Raw genomic sequence first — 17718 nt, 5'->3', positions numbered from 1 at the left:
AAAAAATACTCATGAGTGTTATTTTGCCGGTTATATCAATACCAAATTTGAATCTGAAAAGGCAGATTTATTTGTCTTTTTTTGATTGTTAAGAAGCATAATATCAGTAGCCAAAAAATCATTTGATGTATCTATCAAGTAGTTCAACTTTGCCCTTTTTAAATGGTGGTGGTGAGATGGGCAAGCTCACTCGAGAGAAAGATTGGGAAAAAACAAAAATGGGGTCTCCCGAGTCATGGCCTCCGAGTATAAGACCCATATTGAGCCTTTTGCTGAACTCAAAAGTGCCCATGTTCTTATTTTGGGGAGAAGACAGAATTTGTTTTTATAACGATGCCTACAGACCCAGTCTTGGGGATGACGGAAAGCACCCGGATATTTTAGGTATGGATGCTCCCTCGGCCTGGCCCGAGATATGGGAAACCATACAACCGCTCTTAAAAAAGGTTTTTGATAATGGTGAAAGTCTTTGGTTAGAAGACCAATTGATACCCATATACCGAAACGGCCAAATGGAAGAGGTTTACTGGACTTTCGGTTACAGCCCGGTGTTAGGCGATTATGGTAAAATTGAAGGTGTTTTTGTAACCTGTACCGAAACGACGAAGACGGTTACGGCGATGAAGGATCTTGAGGAAAAAAGTAATGAACTTCAAATGGCCATTGATGCGGCAGGTCTTGGCACTTGGGACTTTACACCGCAAACCGCAAAAGTAAAAATCAATACCAAAACGATGGTTTGGTCAGGTTTAAAAGGAGATTTTTACCACGCTCCAAGAGAGTTGATGGCGGTGGTCGACGAAGCGGATAGAAGTCGCGTACGCAGGGCAGTGAAGAGGGTAACGAGTACGGAAGGAAAGGATTTGTTGGATATTTCCTTTGCTGTCAACAGTCAGAAAACAGGCAAGAAGAGAGAACTTCGAGCTGTGGGTAGGGCCCATTTTGACCATACCGGAACATTGGAAAGATTCAATGGAACCCTTCAAGATATTACCAAGCAACAGTCTACTTTACGAAACCTTCGTAAAAAGGAAGAGCGGTTCAGGCAATTGGTACATAACGCGCCTATCGGAATCGCGATAGTCGATATCGAAAATTTTGTGGTCAAGGTCGTGAACGAAAAAGCCCTTCAAATTTGGCAAAAGTCAATTGGTGAATGTCAAGACCAGCCTATTTTTAATATTCTGCCCGAAACCCGCTCAGGTCTAGAGCCTATCTTGAACGAAATTATCGAGACCAAAAAACCGCAAGTCGGCACGGAGTATCCTTTTGTTTTGGATAGAAATGGAATCATCGAAAGAGGTTTTTTCAATTTCATTTTTAAACCTGTGCTCGATAACGGTAAGGTAGTTGAGATTATTCTGGTAGCTTTTGAAGTGACCGATAGCGTTCATGCCAAATTCGGTATTGAAGAAACAGAGGTGCAGTTCAAGAATGTTTTTGACCAGTTCCCGATTGCCATGTCCATCATTAAAGGTCCGGATATGGTCGTAGAGACGGTCAATGATAATATGCTCAATGATTTTTGGAATATCGACAGAAAGGCGGCCGACGGACAACAATTGAACAAAATCCTGTCAAAGAAACTATTCGGTCAACTTTCCGATTGTATCAATGAGGCATTTGAGACCGGTAAGACGGTACGCTTGCATGATGTGTTATGGGAATCGGATAAAATTCAAGAAGATAAATACGTTGACTTTTCTTGTCATCCGCTTCGTGAGCTTGACGATTCAGTTAAAAAGGTGATCATAGTTACGGACGATATCACCAAAAGGGTGTTGACCAGGTTTAAATTGGAAAATTTCTCAAAAAGGTTAGAGAAGCAAGTTGAAGAAAGAACCGAACAGCTGAAGGCTTCCAACGAGCAATTGCAAGATACGGTAAAGCGAATGGAGAATACCAATGCAGAGCTGGAGTCGTTTGCCTATATCGCCAGCCATGATTTGAAAGAGCCTTTGAGAAAAATTCAAATGTTCATGGAGAGGGTGATAGCCTTTGAAAACGAAAACCTCTCAGAACGAAGCCTTCAATACATGGGGCGCATCGATAATGCTATTGTTCGAATGCGAACGTTGATCGATGAATTGTTGGCCTATTCTAGAACGGGTAGTGAAGATTATCAGTTTGAGACCACCGATTTGAGATCGGTTCTAGAGAACGTGCTTGAGAATCTATCTGCCACTTTTGAAGAATCGGAAGCTATCATTGATTATGATGAGATGGGTACGGTACGAATTATTCCCTTTCAAATAAAACAGGTATTTCAAAACCTGTTGGAGAATTCATTAAAATTCACCAAAGAAAATGAGCCGCCCAAGGTGGAGGTGACCACTATAGAGGTTGATGGAGAAGAAATACCAATTGAAGGTATTTACCCCAACGGAAAATATCTAAAAATCTCCTTTAGGGATTATGGTATCGGATTTGATCCGCAGAACGGTGAGAAAATATTCGAAATTTTTCAGAGACTACATGGCAAACTAGAATACCAGGGTACTGGAATCGGCTTGGCCATTGTAAAAAAGATTATGGATAATCATAAAGGATATATTCAAGCAGTGGGTAGGCCTGACGATGGGGCTACTTTTAACCTTTATTTTCCTCTAAACGAAGAGTAGTGTTAAAGTCTCTTAAGCAATTCGAAACGATTAAATTATTTCGTTTTAGGAGTAATCTTACAAGCATGCTGAAACTAATTTCATGATTGTATAACTTAAATTACAATGTTATGGAAACTAAAAGCATAAGTTTAGTCGACAGACTCAAAGGAGTTCTTGAAAAGAATATAGACGCTCAAAAAGGCTATGCCAAGGCAGCCGAAAACGCTGACAGCCGATTCTTGCAAAGTTTTTTCCAGAGAAAATCAATGGAAAGGCAGAGCTTTAACACTGAATTGCAAACAGAGCTACATTCGGCCTATGGTACCGAAAAAATTGACGGTAGTGCTACCGGTACTTTGCACAGGGCATGGATGGACGTTAAAAACCTCTTCTCAGCTGATAGTGATGAATCGATGTTGGAAGAATGCATTAGGGGAGACAAGGCGGCCATCGAAGAGTATACAGAAATTTTGAACAATACCGCTCTACCAATTTCGGTTTCTACTATTCTTCGAAACCAAGTTCTAAAGCTAAGAACTGATTTAAACCAAGTTCAATCCCTAGAAGATTTGCGCGAATAATTTGGTTTTCAACCAAATAGCAAAATTTCTAAATTAAAATTGGAATGCTATGAACTTGATTAGAAAAATAAGCGCCCTTTACCCCGAAGAGAGTGCTAAAACCCTTAAGACTGAAAATGGCAAGTCGGGTCAGTCTTATTCAAAAATTGGTCGAATTTGGTCTTTTAAAAAAGGAGGCAGAAAAGTTTGATATATTTTATTAAGGTGAATTTAAATGGGGTGTCTAATGACACCCCATAATTTTAAATGGTACCGACTTATTTTATTTTGGTGATTTGTGTAATCATTTCATTTTCAGAAACTAAATCTTCTGTGAAAATTTAAATTTTAGCAACTGAAAATTGATATTTATTCAAATTCATCATTTTTTTATGCATTATTTCGCTTCGTGATGATATGGCCGTCTTACATTTGTTTACAAGATAGGGTACTCATCTTTTAGTTTAATTGTTTAAAAGGCAGCTATCTACAAGCGACGGACCCGTCATAACGCATAGAAGCGAGCATGAAAAAAATAGTTTCCCAACTTCAGTTCTTCAGAGAAATTGTTCTGAGCCGTAAAAGAGGTATCAACATTGTGTGGTATTTGTCGGCAGTTTTATTTCTTTTGGGTTTTTTGGCAATCATGTGGTTAAATAGAGAGACCATCTAACATTAGTCGGTCATTCTATCAATAATCAGGTGTCGCATACGCTGCCAAAACCTTAAATCTCTTATGGCAATTTTCGCATCGCCCTGTACCAGCGATTTCATTCCAATATTCAGTTCATGCGAATAATTATGGTCTTCAAAACCTCTTCTGTCCGATATTAAGATAAGGCCCCAATCATCAAAAACCCTTTCTTTTCGTACCCCTTTCCAAAGTAGTTCTATATTGGTATGCCTATTGTCATCGTTAATTTTTTCATACAGTTTTAAGACATTTGATTTCGGCCCCTCAATAAGCTGAAAGAACTCATCTCCGAAATGTATCAAGCAACCCGTAATGCCCAATTTCTTATTGGCTGAATCAGAATTGGCTACCAGTTCTGCAACTTCGGTATCGGAAAGATAAAGTTGTGCCTTTGATTTATAGGTCAGTTCAAAAGTATTTTCAGATTTATTGAAAGAAAACCTGTAATCTTTTGGAAGGCTACCATATTTCTCTTTAAAGATTTTTGAATAATAACTTTTACTGTTGATGCCGATTTGATCACAAATAGAACTAATAGATATATCAGTCGTTTCTAAAAGCACTTTTGACTTTTCGAGTTTCATGTTCTTGATACAGGTGGCGACACTTTCATTGAACAAATACTGAAAGGCATCCTGTAGCTTTTTAGGGTACAGTCCACTTTTATGGGCCAATTCCCGAATGGTATGGGGCCGCTCAAGATTCTGTGATATGTATGAACAGAGTTTAACGACTCGATCCAGTTCCGAATCACTAACATCTAGTTCATTAGCCTTGTTCTCGTTATCATGATCATCTAACTGGGCCGCAAGGGTAGCATAGGTTGCTGCTTCCGTAATTAACTTACCTGCCAGGTCGGTTCTACGGTTCTCTACCAGTATTTTGGCATGACGTTCTATATTGTTCTTCAATCCGCCGATGAATTGATAAGATTCTCCTTCATCCATTTTCATCACGATATCCCTTATCACGGAAACCAAATTTCCCCTGCTTTCATGATTAAGATTTTTTCTTAACAAAACGATTACCGATAGTTTAATCGGTCTGTTCGCAGGTAATGTCATGAGGTGTTCTTCATTCTTGGAGGAGAGACTGATCAGGTTTCTACCTTGGGAAACCGTCTTTTCCTGTTTTTCAGAAGCATACCGGTGCCTGTAGCTACCCTCGATGCAAAATATTAAGTAAAGAGGGGAGTAGCCGTGCTCGGTAAGCGACAGCGAAAGCTCTTCTTTTAGAATTAAATTATAGGTACGAACATTCATACCAGGAAAAGGTTCGTATAAATTCATGTACCCTTCACCATATCGATTATCTTTCAATTGAAGTGAAGAGGCGCCGAAACCTTCCTCAAAATCAGCATCCATCTGAAGGGCCAATTTTCTTAAATGCTCGGTAGGGCGATTTTCATTTATCTTAATAGTTTTCACTTAATACAATTTTAAGATGGTCTAAACCCACAAATAAATAACAAGTTTGCATAAAAAAATAACAAATATGATTAAAAAAATAACTTGATTAATCCCTGATTTTCATTCATATAGGTTCTAATTGCAATGATTTTTTTATCATTTAATTAATTAAGTTTCCGTAATTCCAGACAAGTATTTTGCTAATTTCATAGAGCTATAGATACGAATATTGTTTAACATGAATTGATTATAATTGTTTGAAAATCAATTGTATATTTAGCTGAATGGTGCTCTTGCAAACAATAAAAATGCATTTAGATTCAAAAGAAAGAGATTACAACTTTAATCGACACGGATGCTACTTACCATTTTTGAGACCAGCCTGCCTCTAACCAATCCGGTACTGAAATTTTTATTGATATTAATTATCATTCTTTTTGCCCCTATTCTTCTCAACAAGCTGAAAGTACCCCCGTTGTTAGGCCTTATCATTGCAGGAGCGGTCGTCGGCCCGCATGGTATCAATCTTATGGAACGCGATAGTGGTATTATCTTATCAGGTACCGCAGGGTTACTTTATATTATGTTCTTGGCTGGGCTTGAAATAGATTTGGCAGATTTTAAGCGCAATAGTAAAAAGAGTGTCGTTTTTGGACTCTACACGTTTTGCTTGCCGATGGTTCTTGGGGTACTCGCAGGTCTTTTCCTATTGAAGTTCTCTATGCCTACTTCTATTCTCTTGGCAAGTATGTTCGCATCGCATACGTTAATTGCCTATCCTTTAATAAGTAAAATGGGGGTGGCCAAAAACCGGGCCGTCAATATTACGGTAGGGGGTACCATGATTACAGATACACTCGCCTTATTGGTATTGGCAGTTATTGTCGGTATGACCACGGGAGAGGTCAATGCGCAGTTTTGGTTGAGGTTGGGCATTTCTATTTTGATATTTGGCTGTATCGTTATGCTTTTGTTTCCAATCGTGGGGCGGTGGTTCTTTAAAAGATTCGATGACCCTATATCCCAATATATTTTCGTTTTAATGATTGTATTTCTGGGAGCTGGTCTTGCCGAATTAGCGGGTATCGAATCAATTATCGGGGCTTTCTTGGCGGGCTTGGCCTTAAATAGGTTGATTCCGAGAACGTCTCCCTTAATGAACCGTGTTGAATTCGTGGGCAATGCCATTTTTATTCCCTTTTTTCTAATTGGGGTAGGAATGCTCATTGATTATAGGGTCTTTTTTAAAGATTTGGAAACCTTGAAAGTAGCGGCCATTATGATAGTCACGGCTACCTTGGCGAAATATCTGGCTGCTATGGCCACACAGAAAGCGTTTGGTTTTTCAGCCGATGAAAGAAGACTTATTTTCGGTTTAAGTAACGCCCAGGCAGCTGCTACATTGGCTGCGGTTTTGGTGGGCTATAACATTGTTATAGGTAAGTCCGATACGGGGGAGTCCATTAGGTTGTTAGACGAGAATGTGCTGAACGGTACCATACTTATGATTCTCTTCACTTGTACTGTAGCTTCATTCGTAGCGCAAAGGGGAGCCAAAAATGTATCTAAATCGGAAAACACGGGTATATCAGAAGACGAGGTAGAGAATCAAGAACGAATTCTTATACCTATAAGCAATATCAACACAACCGACGAATTGGTGAATTTGGGCGTGACCATCAAGTCACCTAAAAATAGAGAAGGCCTTTTTGCGCTTAGTATTGTTGATAATTCTTCGGTTGAGATTTCATCGGATAGTAATGCCAAAAAAATACTTCATAAAGCGTCGGTGACCGCGGCTTCGACCGATCACCAAATGCAAGAATTATTGCGTTATGACCTGAATATCGTTAACGGTATTACCAGCGTAGTAAGAGAGAATCGAATTACCGACCTTATTCTGGGTCTACACGTCAAAAAAGGACTATCAAAAAGTTTTTTGGGAAATCTTACCGAGGGTATTTTGACCAAATGTAATACCACCACTTTTATTTATAAAGCGGTTCAGCCTCTAAACACTGTTAAACGACATTTGGTCATTGTACCCGAAAAGGCAGAAAGTGAAATAGGTTTTCCGTTTTGGTTAATCAAGATTTGGAACCTTGCCCGAAATTCCGGAGCAAAACTGATTTTCTATGGGCATTCCGATACCTTAAAATTTATTAAGGAGGTTCATTCCGAACACCCGGTGGAATGTACGCTTAGAGAATTTAATAATTGGGAAGATTTCCCTAAGCTATCGAGCGACGTGCTAAGAGATGACAATTTGATTATTGTTACCAGTAGAAAAGAGAAGGTTTCATACCAGCCGAGTATGAATAAGATCCCGCAATACTTAAACAACAACTTTAAACAGACCAGCTTTATACTCATTTATCCAAAACAAGAAGGTGTGATGGATAATAGACCTTTAGATTTCAAGAACCCCACATTTATAGAGCCGTTAGAACGTATAGAGGAGATAAGAAAAACGGTAGCGAAAATTTTCAAATCGAAATGAAATAGTAGGCCGGAAGAGTGCTATTTTGCTAGCATAATAAAGAAAAAGGGAAGCCCCACGCTTCCCTTTTCATTAATTTAAATTGTTCCCCACAAACAATTTACCTACTTATGATGTTTCAAAGATGCCCCATATTTTAACGATTGATGTGCCCTATATCATGACTTTTTAACACAATAGAAAGGCTTGTAATTCTCTTGATGGTATTTTCTACTATATATGTCACTAGGTGAAGGCTTTAAGAATCTTTAAATGTCCATTCTATGAAAGCAACAAAGACCCTATTTGATATAAGCTTCTTTCAAGTGTTTTAGATAAATTAGTGGTATGTATGCGAATTTAGAAACCGAACGCCTATACATCAGGCCTATCGAATTAAAAGACTCCTCTTTTTTAAAGACCTTGGTCAACTCAAAAGGGTGGTTACAGTTTATAGGAGATAGACAGGTCTCTAATGAGAAAGATGCCGAACAATACATTCGTAACATACGTGAAAAAGCCAACTGTTACTACCATGTTTTTGCTCTGAAGGACGACAACATATCTATTGGCGTAGTTACATTTTTAAAACGGGAGAACCATGAGTTTCCAGATATTGGGTTTGCCATTCTTCCGGAATTTAAGGGTAAGGGTTATGCTCTTGAGGCCAGTCGCTCTTATTTGCTCAAAATGAAGGAAGCATTTATAGGGGAAAACATCATAGCCATAACTCTCTCCCACAACATCAAATCGATCAATTTGTTGAAGAAGCTTGGCTTGAAGCACCAATACGATTACAAAGAAAAGGAAGAGAAGCTGTCGCTATTCAGTTTAAAGGATATGGACAGGAGGGATGGGTAAGATTTTTATAAGCAACAGCCAATATATTTGATTTATGAATGGGAAATTCATTCCATTGAACATAAAACTCGAATGAAACTATGGAATTATATAGAAATGATTTTTTGATTTCTACGGATAGGGAAAAGCTCAATATACCTTTTATACACGAATTTTTAAGTAAGGAAGCAGACTGGAGTAGGGGCATTCCCTTGGATAGAGTTCAAAAATCAATAGAGAACTCTTTGAATTTCGGGTTGTACCATCAAGAACAACAAATAGGATTTGCCCGAATTATATCTGATTTTTCTACGATAGCTTATCTGGGTGATGTTTTTATTTTAAAGGAGTATAGAGGTTCGGGTCTTAGTAAGTGGCTAATGGAAAGCATCATGGCCCATGAAGAGTTACAAGGTCTCAGAAGATGGATTCTTTTGACCGATACCGCCGAATGGCTCTATAAAAAATATGGCTTTCAAAAAGTACCTAAGCCAGAATTGTATATGGAAAAGCACAATCCGCAAGTTTATAGTAAAACCTAGTTAGTTCATCAAGATGTGTGAAGGAAATGTCCATTAGTATTGCTTGGATGGGCGGCTGGTATTGACGCTTAACAAGGCTCTTTTCTTTCATCAAAATATTTTCATTTTAGCATACGGACATATTCGAATTTAAAATACATTTGTTTATCCTATAAAATCTATAGGATAAATAGATTAAATTATTTAATATATGTTCGTAAATACAATTCTCAGGGTTTTTCTAGTGTCACTAAGTAGTTTAAGTGTGTTGGCCCAATCATCGGTTACCGGTCATGTTTTAGATGCCGAAACCAAAGAGCCTTTAATGGGCGTTAGCGTCATGATCAAAAATACCGACCAAGGCACCACTACTGACTTTGATGGTGATTTTATATTTAGTGATGTTGAGAGCTATCCGCTTACTTTGATTATTAGCTATATCGGTTTTGCATCTCAAGAAGTTAATGTTTTAAAGAACGGTTCACCCATAATTCATTTGGTTCCGACGGCCGTTTCACTTAATGAAATTACCGTTACGGCCCGCCGCAGAAGTGAAGAGGTGCAAGACATTCCTATTTCCGTGGCTGTAATAGGGGCAAAAGAGCTGGATAATTCAGCTTCTTTCAATGTCAATCACGTTAAAGAGTTGGTACCTTCTGTACAGCTCTATTCTTCGAATCCAAGAAATACCACTCTGAACATAAGGGGCATCGGCACCACTTTTGGCCTTACCAATGATGGTATTGATCCTGGAGTTGGGTTTTATGTCGATGGTGTTTATTATGCTAGACCGGCGGCCACTACCCTCGATTTTATTGATGTACAACAAATAGAGGTAATAAGGGGTATGCAAGGCACTCTGTTCGGGAAGAATACTACTGCCGGCACCTTTAATATCACTAGCCGTAAACCGAGCTTTCAAAATACTGCCATTCTAGAGCAATCTTTTGGTAACTATGGTTTTATTCAGACCAAAGGCTCTTTTTCTGGTCCGTTGATAAAAGATGTTCTTGCCGCAAGATTGTCATTTACTTCAACGGATCGAGATGGTACCCTTTACAACGTAGTATCGGCAGAAGATGTGAACACACTTGACAACAAAGGCTTTAGGGGGCAATTACTTTACTTACCAACGGACAATATCTCGTTGACATTGGCAGCTGATTATTCTTGGCAGAGACCTAATGGTTATGCACAGGTTTACGTGGGTTCGGTACGAACACAGCGCGATGATTTTAGGCAATTTGAGAACATTGCAGGCGATTTGAACTATAGCTTGCCCAGCACAAAGCCCTTTGACCGCCTTATAGATACGAATACCCCTTGGGTTTCAAATCAAGATATGGGTGGAATTTCCCTAAAGGGGGAAATGAAAGTAGGGGAGGGCACGCTGACGTCTACCTCGGCATGGCGCTCTTGGAAGTGGGATCCTTCAAGCGACCGTGACTTTACAGGGCTAGACGATATCAATAAGTCGCAGGCCCCATCCATTCACCACCAATGGAGCCAAGAAGTACGATATTCAGGCAAAATCAGCAAAAAGTTAAATGGAACCATCGGTATTTTTACCTTTTATCAAAAACTGGATCCCGATAAGGCGCACATTCAAGTAGCGGGAAAAGATACTTGGCGGTTCGTTCAAAATACCCAAGACACTCTTTGGCGGACACCCAACTTATTAGAAGGGCTTACACAAGATGACCGCCCTCGTTTTAACAATTTCAGCGGCGCGCTTTTTGGGCAAATCGATTATCACATTACTGATAAGTTCATCGTCACACCCGGTATCCGATTAAACTATGACCAGAAAGAAGTACATTTCGTGCGTACCGTGTACGGTGGTCTCGATACCGACAACCCTGACCTGCTTGCCCTAAAGAACCGGGTATTCTCACCACTTACTTTTCAGGCGAATGTTGACGACTGGAATTTATCGGGTCAACTTGATTTGCGTTATGTATTTCATGAAAATCTAATGGCCTATACCAAATATTCATACGGGTTTAAACCTGTTGGTCTTAATTTAGGTGGTATCCCCACAGAAAACGGTGAGCCTGTTTTGAGTTTGGCAGTGGTCGAACCTGAAAGGGTCAGCCATTTTGAGGCGGGACTCAAAACGCGCCCCGTACCGAATGGAACGCTTAACTTTACTGCTTTCAATACCGATATTTTTGATTATCAAACTACAGTACGCTCGGCTGAAATAGGTGTTATACGCGGTTATTTGGCCAATGCCGAACAGGTGAGAACCAGAGGGCTCGAACTGGAAACCAACTACGCATTGCCCTATCTTACTTTTTTTACATCCGTTAGTTATACCGAAGGAAATTATATAAAGTTCGACAACGCACCGGTTCCGTTGGAAGAAACCGGTATCGGCGGAAACGAATTGAAGGATATCTCGGGAGAGGTCTTACCAGGCATCTCAAAATGGTCATTTTCTTCGGGCGTGGAAGGGTCGGCCCAAGCAAAAATATGGCGAAAGCAGGGGGAGTTCTTTTTAGGTACAGATGTTTTTTATCGTTCCGGTTTTTCTTCGAATCCGACGCCATCCAAATATCTGAATATCGATGGTTACTCACTCGTAAATGGTCGCTTGGGGTTTAGAACTACAAAAGGAGTTACGGTTTATGTTTGGAGCAGAAATCTATTGAATACCAATTACTTTGAACAATTATTGGTTGCCGGTGGTAATACAGGTCAGTACGGTGGGGTTCTCGGCGACCCTAGAACTTTTGGGCTAACGATTAGATACAATTATTTCTAGGTAAAAAATGAATTTATAATGGGGATACTTTCATGAGATGGATATAGGACAAAAAAATCCCCATTGTAAATGGGATTGGGGGAACTCTAAATTCAAATTAATTGAAAGGCATCATAACCTTATGATTGAAATCTTATTAGGCCACCTTTTGGTCGTATGCGTAGATAACGGTTTTTTGTGGTTGAACTTGTGGCTGACGCTTATATTTCAAAGCAATTTTTTTGTAACCAAAATAAATTCTGACCAATTGAAATATTATGGTGGCCGAATCTTTCAATGAAAGTTTAGAACCGTCTACATGAATCCATCTGTTAATCGGTGATTCACAAATAAGTTCGGCTGCTTTTCGTCTGCCAAAATGAAGCGAAACCCTTCTGAATATTTCCACATCAAAAAGCCATTTGGTCAAAAAGGTTCTTTTGAAAACGACCTTGGCCAGTTCAACATCCATAATTTTAGCTCCGCACTGGGTATCGTTAAACGGCATTTTTAAAATAAACCGGATCAATAGATTAATCAGCTTGCTGATCAGGGCACGAGTAGAATTCTTTGAAATATCGGCACCCATGCGTAACATGCGTGAACCTCCAACAATCCTGTGTTTTGAATGTTTCAGAACTTGCAGCAAATTTTTAAAGTCACTTAAATCGGTAGATAGGTCTGCATCTAAATAACCGATATATTCCATATCTGAATTTTCTGAAAGAAACAGAGCTCCTTTACGAACGGCTTCTGCCTTTCCTACGTTCTTTTGACAATGGTAAACGCTTACGCTATAGGGAAACTCTTTTTTAAGCGACAAGAGCACTTCGTTCGTTTGATCGGTGCTTCCATCATTCACAAAGCAAAAGTGAAAGCCCAAGTTTTCATGTAGAAACTTTCTAAAAGATGCCACAGGCAATCTTTTTTCTTCATTATAACAGGGTATGACCACGCCTACCACATGTTCTTGAATGTACTGATCCGCGGGTAGCACGTCATGTGATTGTATAGTTTTTGGGTTTTTAAGAAGCGCTTTGACCCGCGCCGATAATTCCTTTAGGCTTACCGGTTTTTTAATAAAGTCATTCGCACCTCGGTTAAACGCATCTAACACGGTTTCTTGATCGTCTTGACCAGATAGAATGGCAATTGGCACATTGGATTTTAAGTCTTGACGAATGTACTCGACGACCAATAGACCCGATACACTAGGTACATTAATGTCGACCATAACAAGGTCTGGTTGAAATTCTTTGATCATACTTATGCCCATATGTCCACATGTAGCGGTCTGCACTTCATACCCCAGTTGCGTGAGGCACTTCTTCAAGTACAAGAGAACAATTTTCTGATCGTCAATGGCTAGAACTTTCATAGGTTAAGTTTTTTGAGTTTGGGACTCTTTACATTGGTTTGATAACACAATATTAACTTATTAATCTTACTATTATTTCCGATAATTCTTACAATTAGATGAAATAATGTGATATTTCAAAGGGATAAACCAAGGTTAGTTGGTCGATAGTTTTGATACGTATATCGGGTATTTTAGGAAGGTCTGTAAAGTACTATAACGTTTGAAGATTAAGCGTCCGATAACTCATTTACATCGCCGAAAGGGTATTGAAGCATGTCTTAATAATGGGTGAATTCGCCCATTATAGACGGTAATGCATTTCATCGAAAAGTTTTCAAACTAGTAAGAAAAGGATTACTTTTGTAGTCCCAAAACCCAAACCGATGAGAAACCTACCCTTCAAGTATAGCGTTTCAATACTTTGTATTGCCTATACCTTTTATTCCTGTTCTACAGATTTAGATGAATTTTCACCTGTTGTCGAAGAAGACAATATAAAAGAGTCTGTATCCGATTCCGTGCTTTTGAACATTTTGGAAGAGGAAGCCGAGCTTATCAAACAAGTCAGCACCGGTAAAATTGTTGACGTATCCGGTATGGAGGTCGTCAAAGAAAACCCGAAGAAAGTGTTCGCCCACTATATGCCATGGTTTCAAAGTTTAGACTATGATGGCTGGTGGGGCAACCATTGGACGATGGCCAATCAAGATCCTAATAATATCGATGCTGATGGAAGACGCGATATAGCCTCTTTTTTCTATCCTGAAATTGGCCCGTATTCATCAATAGATCCCGATTTACAGGAATACCATTTTTTAATGATGAAACTGTCCGGTATCGATGGCGTCATCTTTGATTGGTACGGAAGCCGAGATATCTATGATTATGGGGTCATGAAAGAGGCCACCGAAACCTTTATGTGGCGTTTAGAAGATCTAGGACTTGATTTTTCGATCATGTACGAAGACAGAACGGCATCACAGGCGGTCGATTTTGGCTTGGCACCCGATATCATCACCGCTGCCAAAGAAGACTTTGCCTATGTTCGTGATACGTATATGACGAGCCCAAGATATATGAGGTGGGATGGAAAACCTTTAATGTTCGTATTCGGGCCGCATTATATTCAGAACACTTCACAGTGGGATGATATCTTTACCGTCTTTCCGCAAGAAGACAAACCAAATTATATTTCTTTATGGGCTACTTCCGATAGATGGGTGGGCGATAGTGCTACGGGCGAATTTGCCTGGATCGACCAGACACACCTAGAGGCACATGGCCATTACTACTGGCACATGAACCAAACCAATAAATTGACCGTGGGAAGCGTGTACCCCGGTTTTGATAGTTTTAATGAATTAGGAGGTTGGGGGCAAAGCCACGATTGGTCGATAGATTGGAATGGGGGCGACACCTTTGTTGAAACCTTGAATTATACACATCATCAAACTTCTGATTTTATTCAGCTCACCACTTGGAACGATTTTGGGGAAGGAACCATGATCGAACCTACGGAAGAGTTCGGTTTTATGTATCTGCAATTGTTACAAGAATATACAGGAGTTACCTATACCCCCCAAGATTTACAAGTAGCTCAAGACCTCTATTTTTTAAGAAAGGAATTTTCTACTGGAAATGGTACGGCAAAATCAGTTACAGCTAAAGACAAGAAAAAAAGCTTGCCCCAACTTTATCTTGATCGGGCGTATCAGCACATTAAACGGGGTAATATGAAGCGGGCCCGTTACATTCTTTGGGCGGTCGATCGCTTCTTTTAATCTCGTTATGAAATAAATATTCAAACAAAACCCAAGAGATGCGTTTCTTGGGTTTTTTGCTTTTGTACAGTTTTAGTCCATTGGTTTTCCGCCAATCTCCCCTTGAAATATTTTAACTAACTTAATTCGCTGGTATAAGGTTGTATATCAAGAATATTAACCATCTGATATCCCATCAATCAAAGAATTATGAAGTTAAAAGTGCTATTTGTTTTTTTATTCGCCTTTACCCTGTGCGTAAAGGCACAAACCTCCTCTTCTGCGAGGGACAGTATCGCAGCCATTACCCAAAAAGATTTTCTCAATATGAAGCAGCAATTGGGCATTACAATTGACAACAGGCCTGGGCCTTCAGGAGACCCGACAGCCTCGAATGCTGCCAATAGCGATGAGGATAAAGTCGTACCGTATACGCTTCCAGACCCGCTCATTGCGAATAATGGTAAAGCCATCACCGGTCAAGGTGATTGGCAAAATGTTCGGCGGCCTCAACTGGTAAAACTATTTGAAGATGAAATGTACGGGCATTTGCCAAAAGACCTTCCCAATGTTGAATGGGCAGTCAAGCACGAGAAAGATACCACTGCGGGGCCCTATCCCGTAACGGAAATTCTTTTAAAAGGTACTGTTGACAATTCACGTTATCCACAAATACAAGTAGAGATAGAACTATTGATTGGCTTGCCAAAAGGAACATCTGAGGCTATACCATTGGTAACTCGTTTTGGTTCTATTACGTGGCCTTTCGGCCCACCTCCAGAGGAACCCAAAAGCTATTTCATTTCAGCTTATGAACCCCTTTGGAAACAACAATTGATTTCTAAAAAATGGGGTTATGCCATTTTGGTACCCTCAAGCATTCAAGATGACAACGGTGCAGGCCTTACCTCGGGAATCATTGGTTTGGTCAATAAGGGGCAATATAGAAAACCGGGGCAATGGGGAGCTCTTCGGGCATGGGCATGGGGTGCGGGCCAAGCGATGGACTATTTTAGCACCAACCCTTTAATCGATGAATCTCGTATCGGTATAGAAGGTACTTCCAGATACGGCAAGGCGGCCTTGGTAACCATGGCTTTTGACGAACGCTTTTCTTTGGGCTTTATCGGCTCTTCGGGTGCAGGAGGTGCTTCTTTGCTCAGAAGAAATTTTGGCGAAATGGTCGAAAACTTGGCGTCGTCAGGTGAATACCATTGGTTCTGTGGTAATTTTATCAAGTATGCCAGTGTGCTCACGGTAGAAGAGTTACCGGTCGACGCCCATGAACTGGTGGCCCTTTGTGCCCCCAGACCCGTATTTATCAGTGTTGGTTCGCCTTTGATTGAAGGAAATTGGGTAGACGGCAAAGGAATGTTCTTGGCAGGAGTTCATGCCTCACCCGTTTACAAATTGTTGGGTAAAAAGGGATTGAATACGAACGATTTTCCTCCTATGGGGGAAGCTCTGACCTCGGGTGAGATCGCTTTTCGACAACATGCAGGCGGGCATAGCACGGGGCCTAATTGGAGTACGTGGCTAGCTTGGGCAGATAGGTATTGGTCGCGGTAATTTTAGATTGAGTGTTCCTATTTTTGAAACCAACTCAATAACAAAAAGGAGCGCTGAGCTTAGGTTAGACAAATGGAGAAGGTACAATGGTGCTAATTGTACAACTTTCGGTTCTTTTTTCGTCTTTTTTTCTGCCAAACGATAAACCCTGTAACTGATAAAAGAGGCCCCGACAAACCTATCAAACAATAGAGTATTTTAATAGGTAGGCCACCAAACTGACCAAAGTGCAGTGGCGAAATCATACTGTCCAACTGAGTGAGTAATCCTGCCTCAGATACCTTCGTTACCGTGGTAACTTTTCCCGTTTCATTATCTACAAGAATCTTATTGAAATATTCACTCAGGTAAAACGGGTCATTTTTAAAAATTCCGTTCACGGTAATAGGAGCGGATTCATTTTTCGGTAATCGAATGTAGGTAGGATTAAAATCAGGATGGTCAATTTTTAATTGCGCCAAAGTTTGGTCTAGGGAAATATTAATTTTTGGTGGGGAAGGAGCCTTCGGTTCCTGTAATCCCGCTTTTGCCACTTTATAGGCCAAAAAAATGCCGGTAACGACTAGAATTAGGTTAAATAATAGGGCCCATACGCCTACATATCGGTGAATGCCCGAATTAAACTGCGCCCTTTTCTTTCTATTGAGTTTCACCTTAAATAGAAGTGTCTTTACGATAACTTTCCGGTAGAGCAGAATACCTGTGATGATAGAAAGAAGGTACATAATACCCATAATAAGTACCAGTATACGGCCAAAGGTACCGGCATGAAAAGAATAATGTAATTGCAGCAACCATTTCGTAAGGGTGGTATTCGCATCAATATTGGCTATTATCTGACCTGTGGAAGGATGAACGAATACGAATCGACGGGCATCGGGCAGTCTCAGATTAAAAAGGATGCTCTCCCCAGTCGTAAAATGGATGATTCGAGCTTCCCATCCAGGAAAGTGACTTTGAACGGTTTTGATGGCTTCATCCATAGTCAGATTACCCTCGGTAGAAACGACCTGATATTTCTCAAATATGGCTTCATCGATATCTTCGCTAAAAGCCAGAATAGCTCCTGTCAAACCTATGATCAGAAGAAATAAACCTGACACTAACCCTAGATAGGAATGATATTTTAGAAGTATCCTATTGTTCAAACTTGGTCGTTATGGGTGTCAATTCTTTT

Annotated in this window: 13 protein-coding genes; 10 read left to right on the top strand and 3 right to left on the bottom strand. The window is 40.0% G+C overall.

What is annotated here, in order from left to right:
* The first annotated feature begins 125 nt into the window (after nt 1-125).
* The 4 genes from IL356_RS17495 to IL356_RS17480 all read left to right on the top strand — a co-directional run bounded on the left by IL356_RS17495 (nt 126) and on the right by IL356_RS17480 (nt 3836).
* Nucleotides 126-2621 (top strand): PAS domain-containing protein, encoded by a 2496-nt coding sequence (locus IL356_RS17495; protein ID WP_121849393.1) that lies wholly within the window; start codon nt 126-128, stop codon nt 2619-2621.
* 110 nt (nt 2622-2731) lie between these two features.
* Nucleotides 2732-3184: a ferritin-like domain-containing protein gene (locus IL356_RS17490; protein WP_121849392.1), complete on the top strand. Its 453-nt coding sequence runs from the start codon at nt 2732-2734 to the stop codon at nt 3182-3184.
* A gap of 49 nt (nt 3185-3233) precedes the next feature.
* Entirely contained in the window at nt 3234-3374 is a 141-nt protein-coding gene (locus IL356_RS17485) for a hypothetical protein (protein ID WP_162987912.1), read from the top strand.
* 315 nt (nt 3375-3689) lie between these two features.
* The gene (locus tag IL356_RS17480; RefSeq protein ID WP_162987911.1) at nt 3690-3836 is read left to right on the top strand and encodes a hypothetical protein; all 147 of its coding nucleotides are present in this window, start codon (nt 3690-3692) and stop codon (nt 3834-3836) included.
* Between the two features lie 2 nt (nt 3837-3838).
* Here the strand turns inward: IL356_RS17480 and IL356_RS17475 are convergent, their stop codons facing one another.
* A complete protein-coding gene (locus IL356_RS17475) occupies nt 3839-5284 on the bottom strand; it encodes a BLUF domain-containing protein (RefSeq protein ID WP_121849391.1) in 1446 nt (481 codons plus the stop codon).
* Between the two features lie 337 nt (nt 5285-5621).
* On the opposite strand from IL356_RS17475, the gene IL356_RS17470 reads away from it, so the two are divergent.
* The 4 genes from IL356_RS17470 to IL356_RS17455 all read left to right on the top strand — a co-directional run bounded on the left by IL356_RS17470 (nt 5622) and on the right by IL356_RS17455 (nt 11873).
* On the top strand, nt 5622-7766 hold the full coding sequence (locus tag IL356_RS17470) for a cation:proton antiporter (protein WP_121849390.1): 2145 nt from the start codon (nt 5622-5624) through the stop codon (nt 7764-7766).
* Nucleotides 7767-8093: 327 nt separating this feature from the next.
* Entirely contained in the window at nt 8094-8606 is a 513-nt protein-coding gene (locus IL356_RS17465) for a GNAT family N-acetyltransferase (RefSeq protein WP_121849389.1), read from the top strand.
* Nucleotides 8607-8686: 80 nt separating this feature from the next.
* Nucleotides 8687-9127 (top strand): GNAT family N-acetyltransferase, encoded by a 441-nt coding sequence (locus IL356_RS17460; RefSeq protein WP_121849388.1) that lies wholly within the window; start codon nt 8687-8689, stop codon nt 9125-9127.
* A 190-nt stretch (nt 9128-9317) separates the two neighbouring features.
* Nucleotides 9318-11873, top strand: coding sequence for a TonB-dependent receptor (locus tag IL356_RS17455; RefSeq protein ID WP_121849387.1), 2556 nt, complete (start codon nt 9318-9320; stop codon nt 11871-11873).
* A 136-nt stretch (nt 11874-12009) separates the two neighbouring features.
* Here the strand turns inward: IL356_RS17455 and IL356_RS17450 are convergent, their stop codons facing one another.
* A complete protein-coding gene (locus IL356_RS17450; protein ID WP_121849386.1) occupies nt 12010-13230 on the bottom strand; it encodes a response regulator in 1221 nt (406 codons plus the stop codon).
* A 365-nt stretch (nt 13231-13595) separates the two neighbouring features.
* Between IL356_RS17450 and IL356_RS17445 the strand changes: the two genes are divergently transcribed.
* Both IL356_RS17445 and IL356_RS17440 read left to right on the top strand, forming a co-directional pair.
* A complete protein-coding gene (locus IL356_RS17445) occupies nt 13596-14993 on the top strand; it encodes a glycoside hydrolase family 71/99-like protein (protein WP_121849385.1) in 1398 nt (465 codons plus the stop codon).
* A gap of 189 nt (nt 14994-15182) precedes the next feature.
* Nucleotides 15183-16541: a glucuronyl esterase domain-containing protein gene (locus IL356_RS17440; RefSeq protein WP_121849384.1), complete on the top strand. Its 1359-nt coding sequence runs from the start codon at nt 15183-15185 to the stop codon at nt 16539-16541.
* 92 nt (nt 16542-16633) lie between these two features.
* Here IL356_RS17440 and IL356_RS17435 read toward each other — a convergent pair whose 3' ends face one another.
* Nucleotides 16634-17689: a PepSY-associated TM helix domain-containing protein gene (locus IL356_RS17435; RefSeq protein ID WP_121849383.1), complete on the bottom strand. Its 1056-nt coding sequence runs from the start codon at nt 17687-17689 to the stop codon at nt 16634-16636.
* Between the last annotated feature and the right edge of the window lie 29 nt (nt 17690-17718).

The organism is Euzebyella marina (genome assembly GCF_014855515.1).
GTDB lineage: Bacteria > Bacteroidota > Bacteroidia > Flavobacteriales > Flavobacteriaceae > Euzebyella > Euzebyella marina.
This window is presented reverse-complemented; position numbering and strand designations above follow the sequence as displayed.

Bases quoted from the DNA above. Each gene is read 5' to 3' on its own strand.
- IL356_RS17470 (WP_121849390.1), top strand. From the start codon at position 5,622: ATGCTACTTACCATTTTTGAGACCAGCCTGCCTCTAACCAATCCGGTA.
- IL356_RS17465 (WP_121849389.1), top strand. From the start codon at position 8,094: ATGTATGCGAATTTAGAAACCGAACGCCTATACATCAGGCCTATCGAA.
- IL356_RS17480 (WP_162987911.1), top strand. From the start codon at position 3,690: ATGAAAAAAATAGTTTCCCAACTTCAGTTCTTCAGAGAAATTGTTCTG.
- IL356_RS17490 (WP_121849392.1), top strand. From the start codon at position 2,732: ATGGAAACTAAAAGCATAAGTTTAGTCGACAGACTCAAAGGAGTTCTT.
- IL356_RS17485 (WP_162987912.1), top strand. From the start codon at position 3,234: ATGAACTTGATTAGAAAAATAAGCGCCCTTTACCCCGAAGAGAGTGCT.
- IL356_RS17495 (WP_121849393.1), top strand. From the start codon at position 126: ATGTATCTATCAAGTAGTTCAACTTTGCCCTTTTTAAATGGTGGTGGT.
- IL356_RS17450 (WP_121849386.1), bottom strand. From the start codon at position 13,230: ATGAAAGTTCTAGCCATTGACGATCAGAAAATTGTTCTCTTGTACTTG.
- IL356_RS17445 (WP_121849385.1), top strand. From the start codon at position 13,596: ATGAGAAACCTACCCTTCAAGTATAGCGTTTCAATACTTTGTATTGCC.
- IL356_RS17455 (WP_121849387.1), top strand. From the start codon at position 9,318: ATGTTCGTAAATACAATTCTCAGGGTTTTTCTAGTGTCACTAAGTAGT.
- IL356_RS17460 (WP_121849388.1), top strand. From the start codon at position 8,687: ATGGAATTATATAGAAATGATTTTTTGATTTCTACGGATAGGGAAAAG.
- IL356_RS17440 (WP_121849384.1), top strand. From the start codon at position 15,183: ATGAAGTTAAAAGTGCTATTTGTTTTTTTATTCGCCTTTACCCTGTGC.